A 13,179-nucleotide genomic window follows, 5' to 3' on the forward strand; every position below is an offset into this window, starting at 1 on the left:
TTTATTTTTTTATAAGTGTGCTGGTTCGTTTAAATGCATCAATGTTTAGTTCTTTGTTCAAGCGGGAAATAATATCATTAATTGTTGGTTCTTTCAAATCATCAAAGAGATTTAGTTGTTCTATCTTGTCTTCAAGCGTTACGAGGTTTGACATCGATACGGATATGAAAGTAACACCATCCATGCTATCAAACTCTTCATACAGATCCATCACACGTTCATAAATTAAATGCCTGTCATCTGTATAGTTCTCAAGGGTTAAAGATCGTGCAGCAGTCTTGTAATCAGCCATCCGAATTGCAAATGTTAGTGTTTTCCCTACTAAATCATAGCTTTTCATGCGAAGTGTCATTTGTTCAATTTCATGACGAATCGCATGTTGAATTTCATCCAAGTCAACCATTGGTGTTGTAAAGGTTTTTGATTGTCCGACTGACTTTGCAGAGGTATCAGTTTCGATATTCGAATTATCACGACCATTTGCCTTTTCCACGAAGCTTTGAGCATTATTCCCGAGAATGTGGCGAATCGAATTTGGATCTGTTTGCGCCAAATCCTTGATGGTATGAATTCCATAAGCAATTAACTTCGGTACAGTTTTCTTTCCTATTCCATGCATCTCATTGATTGGCAATGGCCACAAGAACTTATCAATTTCACGAATTCGCAGCACTGTAATACCGTTGGGTTTCTGCATATCACTAGCCATTTTCGCTAAAAATTTATTTGGAGCAACCCCAATAGAAATCGGTAGTTTGAGTTCTTTCAAAACACGTTGCTGAATTTCGACCGCAAGATCCAGTGGTTTGGGATAATTCCTAATGACATCCGTAACATCAACGTAACACTCATCAATACTTGCTTGTTGTAATTTTGTTGAATAACTTCGTATTATATCCATAAAACGTCGTGACAGGTCATTATACAAGTCAAAATCAATCTCCACGACCACTAAGTCTTGGCATAAACGCTTTGCGTGACTTAATGGCATTGCAGATTGAATTCCGAATTGTCGTGCTTCATAGGAAGCAGTTGTAATTACGGATCCACGGTGGTTTGAACAAACCACCACAGGTTTTCCAATCAAGGATGGATCGGTAATAACATGTGCACTAGCAAAAAATGCATTGATATCAATATGAAAAATTACATTGGCCATTAAAACGATTGTCCTTCTTTTAATAATTCTTGGGCTGCAAGCAGTGAAGCGTTGGATATGGTTCCACTCATGATTAACGAAAGTTGTTCCACTTGCTCTTCAGGCGTTAGCTGATCAATGGATGTCATAGTAGCCTCATCTTCTTGCGATTTGGATATTTTGTAATGTTGGTGCGCATGCGCAGCCACTGAGCTCAAGTGTGTAATTGTCAAAACTTGTGCGTCTTTTGAAAGGTCCTTCATTTTTTGTCCGATTCGCATTCCAACACGCCCTGAAACTCCAGTATCAATTTCATCAAAAACGATTGTATCAATATGTTGAACACGACTGAAAATGACTTTAAGACCGAGCATCAGGCGTGACAACTCCCCGCCACTCGCGACTTTGTCGAGTGGGGCTAAATCCTCACCTTTATTCATGCTGACATAGAATTGTACACTATCATGGCCACTTTGATTTAATTTTACACTCGAAAATTTAACTTCAAAACGTGCATGTTCGAGCATCAGGTCATGCAATTGAACTTCCACAGCCTTCTCCAACTCAACTGCAGCAGCGCGACGTTTTACACTTAATGACTCGGCCGCTGCAGTCGCTGCTTCGAGTGCAACATCACGAATATTCTGAAAGTCTTCACGTATTTCATCAAAGTGTTTTGCGCGATGAATCAATGCGTCATAGGTTTCCATGATCGCTAAAATACCCTCAACATCGCCAAATTTACGGAAGTATTGTTGATACTGGTACATGCGTGATTGATATGCATCAAATTCATATGCATCGAATTGCATTTCATGACTGAGCGCTTGTACGGTATCTCTGACATCTTCGAGCAAAAAATATGCTTCGCGATATTTTTCACCTAGCGTCTCGTTATTAAGTTTTTCATATAGCGATAGACCATCATAAAAACGCGCAAGTACATCATTTTGTTTGAATATCTCCAGCATATCACTATAAATAGTTTGGTATTGTTCGAAATTTGACATCGTTTCAAGGTTCTCAGACAAACTTGTATAGTCGTCGACACTTGGTTTGAATTGCTCCAGTTCACGTAACATTGCTTCTGCACGCTCAATTTCATCTGGAGAAATATCACTGGATTCAAACGTTTCCAAATCACGTTGAGCTTCTTTATACGTTCGATACAGATGATTATATGTTTCAAGAGACTCTTGCATTGAAGCAAATCGATCAAGTAAGTTTAAGTGTTGTTTACTGTTAAGCAAACTTTGAGTTTCATGTTGAGAGTGAATATCAATGAGATATCCTGCTAATTCACGTAATAGTGAAGCTGTTACAATTCGATGATTGATACGAGCATTACTCTTCCCGTCACGATTCATATCACGGGAAATGATTATTGGATCACTCGGATCGACATCAAATCCTATTTCCTCAAGATAAGGAATTACTGGATGATTATCAGCGACCGCAAAAATCACTTCTACACGAGAAACATTATCATACTTTCCAACAATACTTGCACTGCTTCGCTGCCCAAATGCAAAATTTAAAGCATCGACAAGCATGGATTTCCCTGATCCAGTTTCACCCGTAAACACGTTGAAATTATCAGATAAGTCTACTGAGATATCTTGAATGAGGATATAATTTTTAATAGCAAGATGTTGGAGCATAGTTATTTCCCTTCTATTAGTAATCGAATAGCATCATCAATGTGTAAGTGATGTGCACGTTTGAGTTCTTTAGATCCAGTTGTTAGCTCGAGACCTCTTAAATCAACACACTGAATCTCTAAATCCAGTTTTTGTTCATAGCAATAACGTAAAATATGATGATATAACTCGTTGTGAATATCTTCTATATTATAAATAAGAATTTTGTGATGAAACTCCGCAATCTTTTGAAGCAATTCGGAATCAACACTTGATAAATTTCGTGTATTGACGACACCAATATTTAGCGAGTTTGCTTCTATTTTTTTGATAAAATCTTGGATTGAGGTTCCAAATGTTAAGATGACCCCTTCGCTAGAAGCATCAAATGGGTGTGCTACTTCCCAAATGGCATCCAAATCAAGTAATTGAGGCATGTGTTTTTCTGCATCGTTTTGATATCGAATAGCATTAATTCCAGGTTTTTGTAAGATTTTGTTCAATAAACCACTGGCCTCGTTAAGGTCTTTAGGCATATAAACGTTTGCGAGGTGTTCTAAAGCCCCAATATCGTAAACGCCTTGTTCAAAACGGTTACCTGTAGAATTTAGTCCCGTACCTCGAATAAGGAGAGTCAACGATAATTCAGAAAGTTTGAATTGATTGTTGATGTGACTTTGTACCTCTAACACACGTTGTGAGGATAGTGCCACTACGACACGATATCCCATCCGCACATATCCAGCAGCCAATGTAACCAATGATTCAGTACTACCAGATGTTACAACATAATTATTTGGGTATGCTTCTGCGAACTCACTAAAGTAGTCTCCAAAATTAAGTGCGTCTACAAGTAACATCAATTTAGGATCACGAATCCCTACAAGTGTAGAGTCAAAAATCTCATGATAGGTTTTATAATTGTCAGGTGTTGCATCATCCAGTTTAAAATTGGGGAATTCCAACTTACGACGTTGTTTTTTACGAAGACGCGTTTGAACATGAATTAGATTTGGGCCCTTCATTGTTTTCGCCATCTCAAAAACACGAACTAAATCACTGATGTTTTGGCCATCAATTGGACCCTGATAATCAATCCCAAATTGCGTAAAGATTGTAGGTTCAAGGACTGTCTCTTTCAAAGCATCTCGTACACGTACCAACGTGTTTAAAATAGGACGTGAAATTGGATTAGAATCCAAAACAGTCTTCATATCTTTTTTAAAACCGGTATATGTTTTACTAATTCGAATACTTTTTACAAATGTATTCATTGACGTATAGTGACGCAGTAACGATTGTTGTTCATCAATCATCACAATAATGATATTCGGTTTTTCTTTGCTGATTTGAACCAACGTTTCATAGGTTAGACCATAATTTAGCGCATGGTCATCGATTACAACGATTGTATGGTTTTGCGGAGCATCCAGTGCATACGCAAGTCCGACACCAAGCCCCTCTCCAATATCACCGCCTGTATACGCATCAAAAGGATTGGTAGCGTCCAAAGTTAATGGAATATTGGTACGTAATGCAAGATCCTGTGCACGACCCGTCAAAATTTTGTGGGTCATGACTTGTTGACCGCCATCAAAAACAACACGGTCTTTGGTCAGGTCAAACACCTTATGCAAAGCAAGTGTTGTCTCGAGGACATTAATATTTTTTATGATTGTTTCGACATCAAATCGTGTCTCTTGAGCTAAAAATGTTGCGATTTCATCAGTTAGTGCATCAAGCTCTGCTGGTTTAAGATCACGAATTGCATTCGAATTCTTAAATTGATTAAACAAGACTATCTCCTAAAGATCGCGTGCGATCATTTCTTCAATGAGTTTCTGTAGTTCGGTGCCGTTTAAATCAAGACGATCTAGCAGCACTTTAATTTCTTTAAAGAGTCCTTCAGTTGCATTTTGAGCACGTTTTAAGCCCAATAACGTTACGATAGTACTCTTTTCACGCTCGCCATCACTAAGATGGCTCTTGCCAATTTCATCACTAGTCTTCGTTACTTCTAAAATATCATCTTGATATTGGAATGCAACGCCAAGTTTTAAGCCCAGTGTCCGTGCAGTATCTTGTAAGTCATCTTTTCCTGCAATAACAGCAGCCATTTCTAATGCCGCAGCAAACAAACATCCTGTTTTCATTTCATAGCATTGGATAAGTGCTTCGACTGAATCAATGTTATCAACAATATCGAGCTCTTGTCCTAGTATCATGCCGTGTGCACCCGCATTACGCGCTAAAATTTCAACGGTTTTCATTTGAACCATCGCACTCACCGTGTCAGCTTTCGCAAGCGTGGTGAAAGCTGCAGTAAGTAAGCCATCTCCAGCTAAAATCGCCATCCCCTCACCATACACTTTATGATTCGTGGGTTTGAAACGGCGGAAATCGTCGTTATCCATGGCAGGTAGATCATCATGAACCAACGAATACGTATGAACCATTTCAAGAGCACACGCCTGATTTAATCCGTGATCTAAATCGATACCATAATCAGCAAGTAGACTCAACAGAAGGCGTGGTCGAACGCGCTTACCCCCACTCAACAATGAGTAGGACATTGCATCTTGAACTGTCGTATTCCCATATTCTTGGACTAGCTCTCGTAAACGACTTTCGATCATTAAATTCATGTTATTCTCCTTGATGCTTCTGAACAAGCTCTTTTACTGTTGTTTCATATTGGGTTAAACGGTTTTGGCACTGTTTTGATAATTTTAACCCCTCATCAAACAATGCTATTGCATTGTCTAATGACAAATCGTCCTTTTCAAGCAAAGTTGCGATCTCTGCCAATCGTTTCATTGCTGCTTCAAAATTAAACGTATCACTCATAATGGGTCCTTTCCACTCACTGTAGCCTGAATTATGCCATCTTTTACTGCGATAGTTAACGCATCGCCTTCAGCCACATTTCCTATGGACGTAATGGGCTCAGAATTCATGCTTACACGAGCAAATCCTTTTGCATAAACTGCTTCTAGTTTCGCAACCGGATTATTGTTGCTTATTGTTTTAATTATATCGCCAAACTGACTGGCTTTCAAGTTGATTAATCGGTCAATACGGCGTTTTAAAGCCACATCAGTGTCTTCTATAAATGTGTAAAATTGTGGTATTTTTCGTTGGATTCCGCCAATCGAAAACATTAAACTTTGCTCAAAGTGTTTTCGTTGGACATCTTCTTGACGGATGTGTTGTTCGACGTTGTAGTAGAATTCATTTTCAAAATTCTTGAGTTGCCCTTTGTTTTCTTGAAATTTATGATTCAACGCTTTTTCATAACCGTGAATTTGTTGTTGGAGTGTTTTTTTAATCGTGTCAAACCGATAAATTTGATGTGTCACTTTGTTCTGATGATAATCCAGATATTGTTGTTTCGTTTCAATATAACGTAAAGGATCTTGCAAATAGCGTTGTGACATAATCGTTTGATAAACTTGCTGATTTTGTCTTAGTTTGTTGCGAACTGACTTATAGTATGCATTTTTATAATCTCTTAAATTTTCGAGTAAATCCTTGGTGTTGGGTGTAGCATGAACTGCAGCAGCTGTCGGTGTCGCAGCCCGATAATCTGAAACATAATCTACCAAGGTGACATCACTTTCATGCCCTACTCCTGAAATAATCGGTGTTTTTGAGTTATAAACTGCTTCCACCACTTTAGGTTCATTAAATGACCACAAATCTTCAATTGAACCACCACCACGAGCAAGAATTATAGTGTCAAGATTTAATGTGTTTGCATAATCAATCTGCTTAACGATACTATCCACCGCATATTCCCCTTGAACAAACGCATAGAGTACATGAACCTGAGCAACAGGCCATCGTTCGTGTAGTGTTCGCGCAATATCCGCGGCAGCAGCACTTCCTTCACCAACGATAACCGCAAGATTATGCGGATACTTCGGTATCGGTTTTTTATGCTCCACAGCAAAATATCCCTTCTCTAAGAATTCTTTCTTTAACGCTTCAAATTGAATAAATAAATCACCCAACCCATCCAAGTTCATGCGTTCAACATAGATTTGGACTGATCCTGTCGATTCAAAGACATCAATTGATCCATGAATGACTACTTTATCGCCATCTTTAGGTTTAAATTTAACCATACTAGATTTGCTACGAAACATAACACACGAAACTCTACTTTTGGCGTCCTTCAAAGAAAAATAAAAATGCCCACTGTGGTGAGCTTTAAAGTTTGAAAGCTCTCCTACCAATGCGACATTCTTAAAAGACGGATGTTTCTGAATAACACCTTTGAGTTCATTAACAAATTCTGAAACCGTAATGACCTTCTCTTTTGGCATCATATTGCGTCTAATACTCCGTTTATAAATTTGTATGAGTCTTGGTCCGCAAATTCTTTCGCTAAACGCACAGCCTCATCTAAGACAACAACTTTTGCTTGAATCCCGAGTTCTAACTCAGCTGCAGCAATAAGCATAATCGCTTGTTCGATATAACCAAGACGATCAAACTTCCAGTTATTTAAGTATTGATTTAAAGCTAAGCCATAAATCTCTTTTCGCGCAACAGCACGATGAATGACTTCAAGCATTTCTTCACCAAACTCAAATTTGGGAATAAAGTCACTTACATTTGAAATAAAGGCGTTATCTTCCAATACTTCCTCGATTGCTTGATCACGTACTAAGTGAATATACACTGCACGCATTGCATCTTGTCTCTCAACACTACGACTCTTCGTCATAAAACCTCCACACTAAAAGAAGCAGATATCTGCTTCTTAATTAAACTTAAATCCGACGACATTAACGTTGATTGTAACACTGCTGAAGTCAACCATCATTTCAATGTTACGACGTAATTCATCTTGTAATGCTCGAACTACGCGTTCGACATCTTGACCGTACTGAACTCGGACTTTGACATCAATATTAACGTGTCCATTCGCATTGCTTACAGAAAGTGATTTTTTTCCTGTACCATCTTCAAAGAAGATGTGTTTGTTTTCAGCAACTGTAATTGCAACAATGTGATTAAAAACGTTATTTGATACTGCAATTTGACCAAATCCGTCATTTTTTTCTTGAATTAATACATATTCATTTGCCATATTTATCACCTACTACGGCTATTATAACAGAAATATTAGAGAAACAAAAGACAGTCGATTAATTATTTGGTGTCTCTATCTCTTTATAGAGATTTCGATATTTTCGTAGCGTTCTTAATAAAAAAAGCACATCTGTGCTTTCTCAAAATTTAACTATTAAGCCGAGCTTCTCGTTTAGTTTTTAGTGCTGCATAACGCATAAATGAAGCATCGATTGTTTCTTCTGTTCCCATCGCAAGTGTGAGAAATGTCGAATCTTTCGGAATCTTTATGAAACACTCTGATTCTTCAAATTCTAACAATGTATTCGTGAGCAATTCCAAAAAGCTTTCTGGTTTCTTTGCATAATATGCTTCATAAAGATTGTTGGGCATTGGTTGAATAACTGCAATTGCTTGATAGTTCCAATCTCGAACTGAATATCGTAAATCAACAATCGAGACTGTTTCTTCACTATTTCGTTCATAATAGCGGCGTTTTCGATGAAAATCAAACTCCGTATTCATCGACACTGTAATTTCCAGTGTCTCAAGATTTGCCTCCAATGCAAGTGCGTTAAAAATAATATCGATTTCCGAATCTAACAGTGTTTTGACACTTGTTGTTACAGCATCGATGAGATCTCTCTTAAAATTCGCAACTGCGGTTCGTTTACTTACAGTCATAATCATTCCCCTTTGTTAAAAGCGTAACAGATTTTATTTGAGAATCCATCTTTTTAAGGTAAATGTATGCCATTTATTAAGCAATAACCGGAAACGATTCCAAGTTTTAAGAAAACTCGTGATTGTAACAACAATGTTGCACAATCACGAGTTAGTTTTACAATTTATCGGTTAAAACAGTTCGTGTTTTTCGTTCATCTTTTTTCATCTGCTCGACAAGTGCTTCGATTGAATCAAATTTGACCTGTCCGCGAAGATGTTCAACAAATGTATGTTTAATGAGTTCTCCGTAAATATCACGATCAAAGTCTAAGATGTGTGTTTCGACTGACAAACGTTCGGTACTGTTGAATGTCGGATTGTGACCAATACTGAGCATCGCTTTAAAGACTTCGCCTTGCACTTCAACTAAGCCGGCATATACACCTTCAGCTGGAATGACATATTCATCGACAATATCCATATTAGCTGTTGGGAATCCAATTTTACGACCTTGTTTACGTCCATCCACAACAAACCCACTGATAACATAATCACGGCCCAATAACGCTGATACGGTTTTCACATCACCGCGCAATAACGCTTGCGTTATCATCGTAGTGCCAATCTTTTTTTCGTTGGTTAAATCCAGCTCATGAATCAATGTATCAAAGAAATAATGAGCGTGTTCTTTTAAGAACGCTACATTACCTTGGCCTCGGAATCCAAATTTGAAATCAGCGCCTACAATTAATGCGCGAACATTCATTGACACTAAATAAGCCTCAATAAATTCCATCGGCGACAATTTCGACGTATCTTTCGTAAAATTAATAATAATCAAGTGGTCAATCCCCAATGACTGCGCGACTCTGACTTTTTCTTTCATCGGTGTTATATGATTTACTTTGTGTTTATCATTAACCACAGTCCATGGATCTGGATCAAATGTAATAATCGCTGATTCCAGGTTGCGTTCTTTCGCAATGCGAATTGTCTCGTTAATTAAGCTTTGGTGCCCTAAATGAAGGCCATCAAAATATCCAATTGTAGCTGCGATTTCATTGCCAAATGTATTTAATGTCATATGATCTTTAATTATTGTTTGTTTCATTACCATAATCCTCTCACTGATTTGAATGTCATTTCATCAATCCGTTCATAAACTGCGTAATACTCGCCTGCATCCACAAGGACACGGTCCTCAGGAATATCCAATTTCAGTGTCTTTCCATTCTTAACAAAGTGTATCATGCGTTCATTTTCAATTTTTGGCAACTGAATTGCTTCTTTTGTAGGGATCAATTTATTAGCTAATGTGTCCAGTGCATCCAGTTCAATGCAATCTTCCAATGTAAAACGACCAACTTGTGTCCGTTGTAAGTAAGACATTGCCCCAATCATTCCTAAACCGGTTGCGATGTCTTCACAAAGCGTACGGATATACGTGCCACTCGATACATGCGCTATAAATTCAACGCCTTCAGCATCAAAATGGAGCACATCAATTGCGTAAACTTCGACATCAGCATATAACTGCTTGACCTCTTTGCCCTCTAAAATATAATCGTAGGATCGTTTTCCATCAATTTTCTTTGCGGATACTTTGGGAACGCGTTGATTCTGTTTTCCTATTAATGATGTAACTACCGCCTTAAGTTGTGCCTCATCATAAGGTACAAGGGCACCTTCTTCCTCAGTATCACCCCAAATATCTCCAGTATGAGTTCGTAACCCAAATTTTATCTTTGCATGGTAGGTTTTATCTTCAATTCCAAGGTAGGGCAACGCCTTTGTTCCTTGATTTAATGCTAATACTAAAACACCCGTCGCCATTGGATCAAGTGTGCCACTGTGTCCAACTTTCGCACGTGTGTATCGACGTATTTTTGCAACAACATCAAACGATGTCATCGCTTCTGGTTTATTAATACAAATTATTCCGTTCATAAAAGCCCCGTTTCCTTATAAATTATAGCTTTTTTCAACGATTAGTCAAAACGAAATCATCATTTCATTGACATTTTAACGAACAGTGATACGATTATTGATGTTAAAGACATTTTATAGAGGTAGCGATGCAGATGAGTACATGGTCGAGCCGGCAGGCACTGACACTATGGAAAGGCAACCATCGCCGAACGACTTTTGATTTGCAAGCAAGATTCGTGGGGTTCCAGGTAATACCTGTAACACTCCTTCCAAGAAACCTGGAAGTGGAGCTAGATATCCGAAATTACAAGGACCTCTAGCTATGGGGTCTTTTTCTGTATATATGGAGGAAAATATGTTTCATCGTCGCTTTAAAGTCGCAAGTCTAATACTTGCATGTATGGTAATCCTGTCATTACCAACAACTGCTATTTTTGCAGCAAAGGATAATGTGTTGACAGTTGGTATGGAGTGTAATTACGCCCCATTCAATTGGACACAAACACAAAAAACTGATTTTTCGGAACCGTTGCCAGACGGTCGATCATACTGTGATGGCTATGACGTTCAAATTGCACGTAAAATAGCCAATGACCTTGGCATGGAGCTTAAGGTTAAAAACTATGCGGTATTTTCCAGCTTGGTTGACGGCGTTCGTATTGGTGATGTCGATCTTGTCATTGCAGGCATGAGTAATACTGAAGAACGTCGTCAAGCAATCGCCTTCACTGATGTTTATTACAAGAGTGAAATGGTTCTCGTTGTACCCAAAGCAAGTCCTTTAGCCGGCGCGAAATCACTTAAAGATTTTGCAGGAAAACATGTTGCGGCTCAAATCGGGACCCTTCACGACACGCTTATTCCTCAGATTCCTGACGTGAATCATGGAATGCCAATGGAATCTTTTCCGCTTCTAACAACTGCTGTAAAATCAAAAGCAATCGATGCTTTTGTATCTGAAAAACCTGTTGCACAAGCAATTACCAATAGCAATCCCGACTTAACATATGTTGCGTTTGAAGCAGACCAAGGTTTCACGGTATCTGAAGAAGATGTAACGGTTTCAATCGGAATCGCGAAAGAAAATACAGAATTATTGGAAGACGTCAATCGGGTTCTCAATAGTCTGACAGACGAAGATCGGGATACTATTATGTATGACGCAATTCTACGCCAACCTTCTTCAGATACATCCGGACAAGAGCAAATGCCTTCTGGATTTATAGCTGGCGTTGGCTTCTTAATTCAAAATTACTGGCCCATGTACTTAAGTGGACTTGGCACCACACTTTTAATCGCACTCTGTGGGACTGCATTTGGTCTTACAATTGGCTTAGTTGTTGCCGGTCTTCGTCAAATCAAAATCAACAAACGGGATAAAGCATTTGTACGTTTCATCAAACATATAAACAGCATCGTAACCACGGCCTATGTCCAATACCTTCGTGGTACACCGATGATGGTTCAAGGGATACTCTTCTATTATGGAATCCGTACCCTTGGTATTGAAATATCACCGCTTATTTCAGGGATTGTCGTTATTTCAGTTAATACGTCATCATATATGTCCGAAGTCATTCGTGCCGGAATTCAGTCGATCGATCCTGGACAAAACGAAGCAGCACGGGCTTTAGGGATGACAGAAATCCAAACACTGCGTTTCGTTATCTTACCACAAGCGCTACGTAATGCTTTACCGGCGATTGGGAACGAATTTGTTGTTAATATTAAAGATTCTTCAGTATTAAACGTTATTCTCGTTGCAGAGCTTTTCTTCCAAGGGAACCGAATCTCCGGAATTTACTACCGTCAAATGGAATCATTCTTTATCGTATCCATGATTTACTTATCACTAACACTAATCTCAACTAAGATTTTATCAATTATCGAAACCCACATGGATGCGCCTAAAGGAAACTATCCAAACTCACAAACGCATAAAGCGAACTTCGATACATTGAAAGGAGAAGAATAATGTCATTTCTAAAAATTGAACATCTGAGTAAATCATTTGGTGATTTACTGGTCCTTAAAGACATAAATCTTGAAATTACCAAAGGTGAAGTAGTTACTGTTATTGGATCAAGCGGAAGTGGTAAATCAACACTGCTTCGCTGTATCAACCTCCTTGAAGAATTTGACGAAGGTAAAATTTTCTTTAATGATTTAGAAGTTAATGACCCTCAAATCGATGTTAATAAATACCGTTCTCAAGTGGGGATTATTTTCCAATCATTTAATCTTTTCAGCAACATGACGGTTCTTGAAAATCTCATGGTTGGCCCGATACGTGTATTGAAAGAGAATCCTAAAGATGTCGAACAAGAAGCACTTAAGAATCTTGAACGTGTTGGGATGCTTAGCTTTAAAGATGCCTCTGTTAAACGCCTTTCAGGCGGTCAGAAGCAACGCGTTGCGATTGCTCGTGCATTGACTATGAAACCTGAATTTCTCCTCTTAGACGAGCCCACAAGTGCACTAGATCCAGAAATGGTCGGTGAAGTCTTGCAAGTTGTCAAAGATCTTGCAGATGAAGGCTTCACAATGTTTATTGTCACCCACGAAATGGCTTTCGCAAAAGAAGTGAGCGACCGTATTCTATTTATGGAACAAGGCATCATCTTAGAAGAAGGATCTCCTGATGAACTCTTCAATAACCCGAAACATGAGCGGGTGCGACAATTCTTGAATCGCTTTAATCAACTCTGATCATATAAAAAACCGCCT

General features: G+C 38.6%; 13 protein-coding genes. 2 read left to right on the forward strand and 11 right to left on the reverse strand.

The features are described 5' to 3' along the window. Nucleotide 1: 1 nt before the first annotated feature. The 11 genes from dinB to truB form a co-directional block, all read right to left on the reverse strand. A complete protein-coding gene (gene dinB / locus GVV20_RS00065) occupies nucleotides 2–1,159 on the reverse strand; it encodes a DNA polymerase IV (RefSeq protein ID WP_159740464.1) in 1,158 nt (385 codons plus the stop codon). Continuing rightward, nucleotides 1,159–2,799, reverse strand: a complete 1,641-nt coding sequence (recN, locus tag GVV20_RS00070) for a DNA repair protein RecN (RefSeq protein WP_159740465.1) — start codon at nucleotides 2,797–2,799, stop codon at nucleotides 1,159–1,161. Before recN ends, dinB begins: the two co-directional genes overlap by 1 nt. 2 nt (nucleotides 2,800–2,801) lie before the next feature. Further along, a complete protein-coding gene (locus GVV20_RS00075; RefSeq protein WP_159740466.1) occupies nucleotides 2,802–4,574 on the reverse strand; it encodes a 1-deoxy-D-xylulose-5-phosphate synthase N-terminal domain-containing protein in 1,773 nt (590 codons plus the stop codon). Between the two features lie 9 nt (nucleotides 4,575–4,583). Next, a complete protein-coding gene (locus tag GVV20_RS00080) occupies nucleotides 4,584–5,423 on the reverse strand; it encodes a polyprenyl synthetase family protein (protein WP_159740467.1) in 840 nt (279 codons plus the stop codon). Nucleotide 5,424: 1 nt separating this feature from the next. Beyond that, nucleotides 5,425–5,625, reverse strand: a complete 201-nt coding sequence (gene xseB / locus GVV20_RS00085) for an exodeoxyribonuclease VII small subunit (protein ID WP_159740468.1) — start codon at nucleotides 5,623–5,625, stop codon at nucleotides 5,425–5,427. Then, nucleotides 5,622–7,109, reverse strand: coding sequence for an exodeoxyribonuclease VII large subunit (gene xseA / locus GVV20_RS00090; RefSeq protein ID WP_349252232.1), 1,488 nt, complete (start codon nucleotides 7,107–7,109; stop codon nucleotides 5,622–5,624). Before xseA ends, xseB begins: the two co-directional genes overlap by 4 nt. Further along, nucleotides 7,106–7,510: a transcription antitermination protein NusB gene (locus GVV20_RS00095; RefSeq protein WP_159636285.1), complete on the reverse strand. Its 405-nt coding sequence runs from the start codon at nucleotides 7,508–7,510 to the stop codon at nucleotides 7,106–7,108. Before GVV20_RS00095 ends, xseA begins: the two co-directional genes overlap by 4 nt. Before the next feature lie 36 nt (nucleotides 7,511–7,546). Continuing rightward, entirely contained in the window at nucleotides 7,547–7,876 is a 330-nt protein-coding gene (locus GVV20_RS00100; protein ID WP_159636287.1) for an Asp23/Gls24 family envelope stress response protein, read from the reverse strand. Nucleotides 7,877–8,025: 149 nt separating this feature from the next. Next, entirely contained in the window at nucleotides 8,026–8,541 is a 516-nt protein-coding gene (locus GVV20_RS00105) for a DUF4303 domain-containing protein (RefSeq protein WP_159741202.1), read from the reverse strand. A 157-nt stretch (nucleotides 8,542–8,698) separates the two neighbouring features. After that, a complete protein-coding gene (locus GVV20_RS00110; RefSeq protein ID WP_159741203.1) occupies nucleotides 8,699–9,634 on the reverse strand; it encodes a bifunctional riboflavin kinase/FAD synthetase in 936 nt (311 codons plus the stop codon). Next, the gene (gene truB / locus GVV20_RS00115; protein WP_159741204.1) at nucleotides 9,634–10,470 is read right to left on the reverse strand and encodes a tRNA pseudouridine(55) synthase TruB; all 837 of its coding nucleotides are present in this window, start codon (nucleotides 10,468–10,470) and stop codon (nucleotides 9,634–9,636) included. The genes GVV20_RS00110 and truB overlap by 1 nt, the downstream gene beginning before the upstream one ends. Nucleotides 10,471–10,807: 337 nt before the next feature. On the opposite strand from truB, the gene GVV20_RS00120 reads away from it, so the two are divergent. Both GVV20_RS00120 and GVV20_RS00125 read left to right on the forward strand, forming a co-directional pair. Continuing rightward, nucleotides 10,808–12,427, forward strand: a complete 1,620-nt coding sequence (locus GVV20_RS00120; RefSeq protein WP_236261744.1) for an ABC transporter substrate-binding protein/permease — start codon at nucleotides 10,808–10,810, stop codon at nucleotides 12,425–12,427. Next, nucleotides 12,427–13,161: an amino acid ABC transporter ATP-binding protein gene (locus GVV20_RS00125; protein WP_159741205.1), complete on the forward strand. Its 735-nt coding sequence runs from the start codon at nucleotides 12,427–12,429 to the stop codon at nucleotides 13,159–13,161. The genes GVV20_RS00120 and GVV20_RS00125 overlap by 1 nt, the downstream gene beginning before the upstream one ends. Nucleotides 13,162–13,179 lie beyond the last annotated feature (18 nt).

The sequence above is a fragment of the Erysipelothrix aquatica genome, from assembly GCF_009828775.2.
Taxonomy (GTDB): domain Bacteria; phylum Bacillota_I; class Bacilli_A; order Erysipelotrichales; family Erysipelotrichaceae; genus Erysipelothrix; species Erysipelothrix aquatica.

Bases quoted from the DNA above. Each gene is read 5' to 3' on its own strand.
- recN (WP_159740465.1), bottom strand. From the start codon at position 2,799: ATGCTCCAACATCTTGCTATTAAAAATTATATCCTCATTCAAGATATC.
- xseA (WP_349252232.1), bottom strand. From the start codon at position 7,109: ATGATGCCAAAAGAGAAGGTCATTACGGTTTCAGAATTTGTTAATGAA.
- GVV20_RS00110 (WP_159741203.1), bottom strand. From the start codon at position 9,634: ATGAAACAAACAATAATTAAAGATCATATGACATTAAATACATTTGGC.
- GVV20_RS00125 (WP_159741205.1), top strand. From the start codon at position 12,427: ATGTCATTTCTAAAAATTGAACATCTGAGTAAATCATTTGGTGATTTA.
- GVV20_RS00105 (WP_159741202.1), bottom strand. From the start codon at position 8,541: ATGACTGTAAGTAAACGAACCGCAGTTGCGAATTTTAAGAGAGATCTC.
- GVV20_RS00095 (WP_159636285.1), bottom strand. From the start codon at position 7,510: ATGACGAAGAGTCGTAGTGTTGAGAGACAAGATGCAATGCGTGCAGTG.
- dinB (WP_159740464.1), bottom strand. From the start codon at position 1,159: ATGGCCAATGTAATTTTTCATATTGATATCAATGCATTTTTTGCTAGT.
- GVV20_RS00100 (WP_159636287.1), bottom strand. From the start codon at position 7,876: ATGGCAAATGAATATGTATTAATTCAAGAAAAAAATGACGGATTTGGT.
- truB (WP_159741204.1), bottom strand. From the start codon at position 10,470: ATGAACGGAATAATTTGTATTAATAAACCAGAAGCGATGACATCGTTT.
- GVV20_RS00080 (WP_159740467.1), bottom strand. From the start codon at position 5,423: ATGAATTTAATGATCGAAAGTCGTTTACGAGAGCTAGTCCAAGAATAT.
- GVV20_RS00120 (WP_236261744.1), top strand. From the start codon at position 10,808: ATGTTTCATCGTCGCTTTAAAGTCGCAAGTCTAATACTTGCATGTATG.
- xseB (WP_159740468.1), bottom strand. From the start codon at position 5,625: ATGAGTGATACGTTTAATTTTGAAGCAGCAATGAAACGATTGGCAGAG.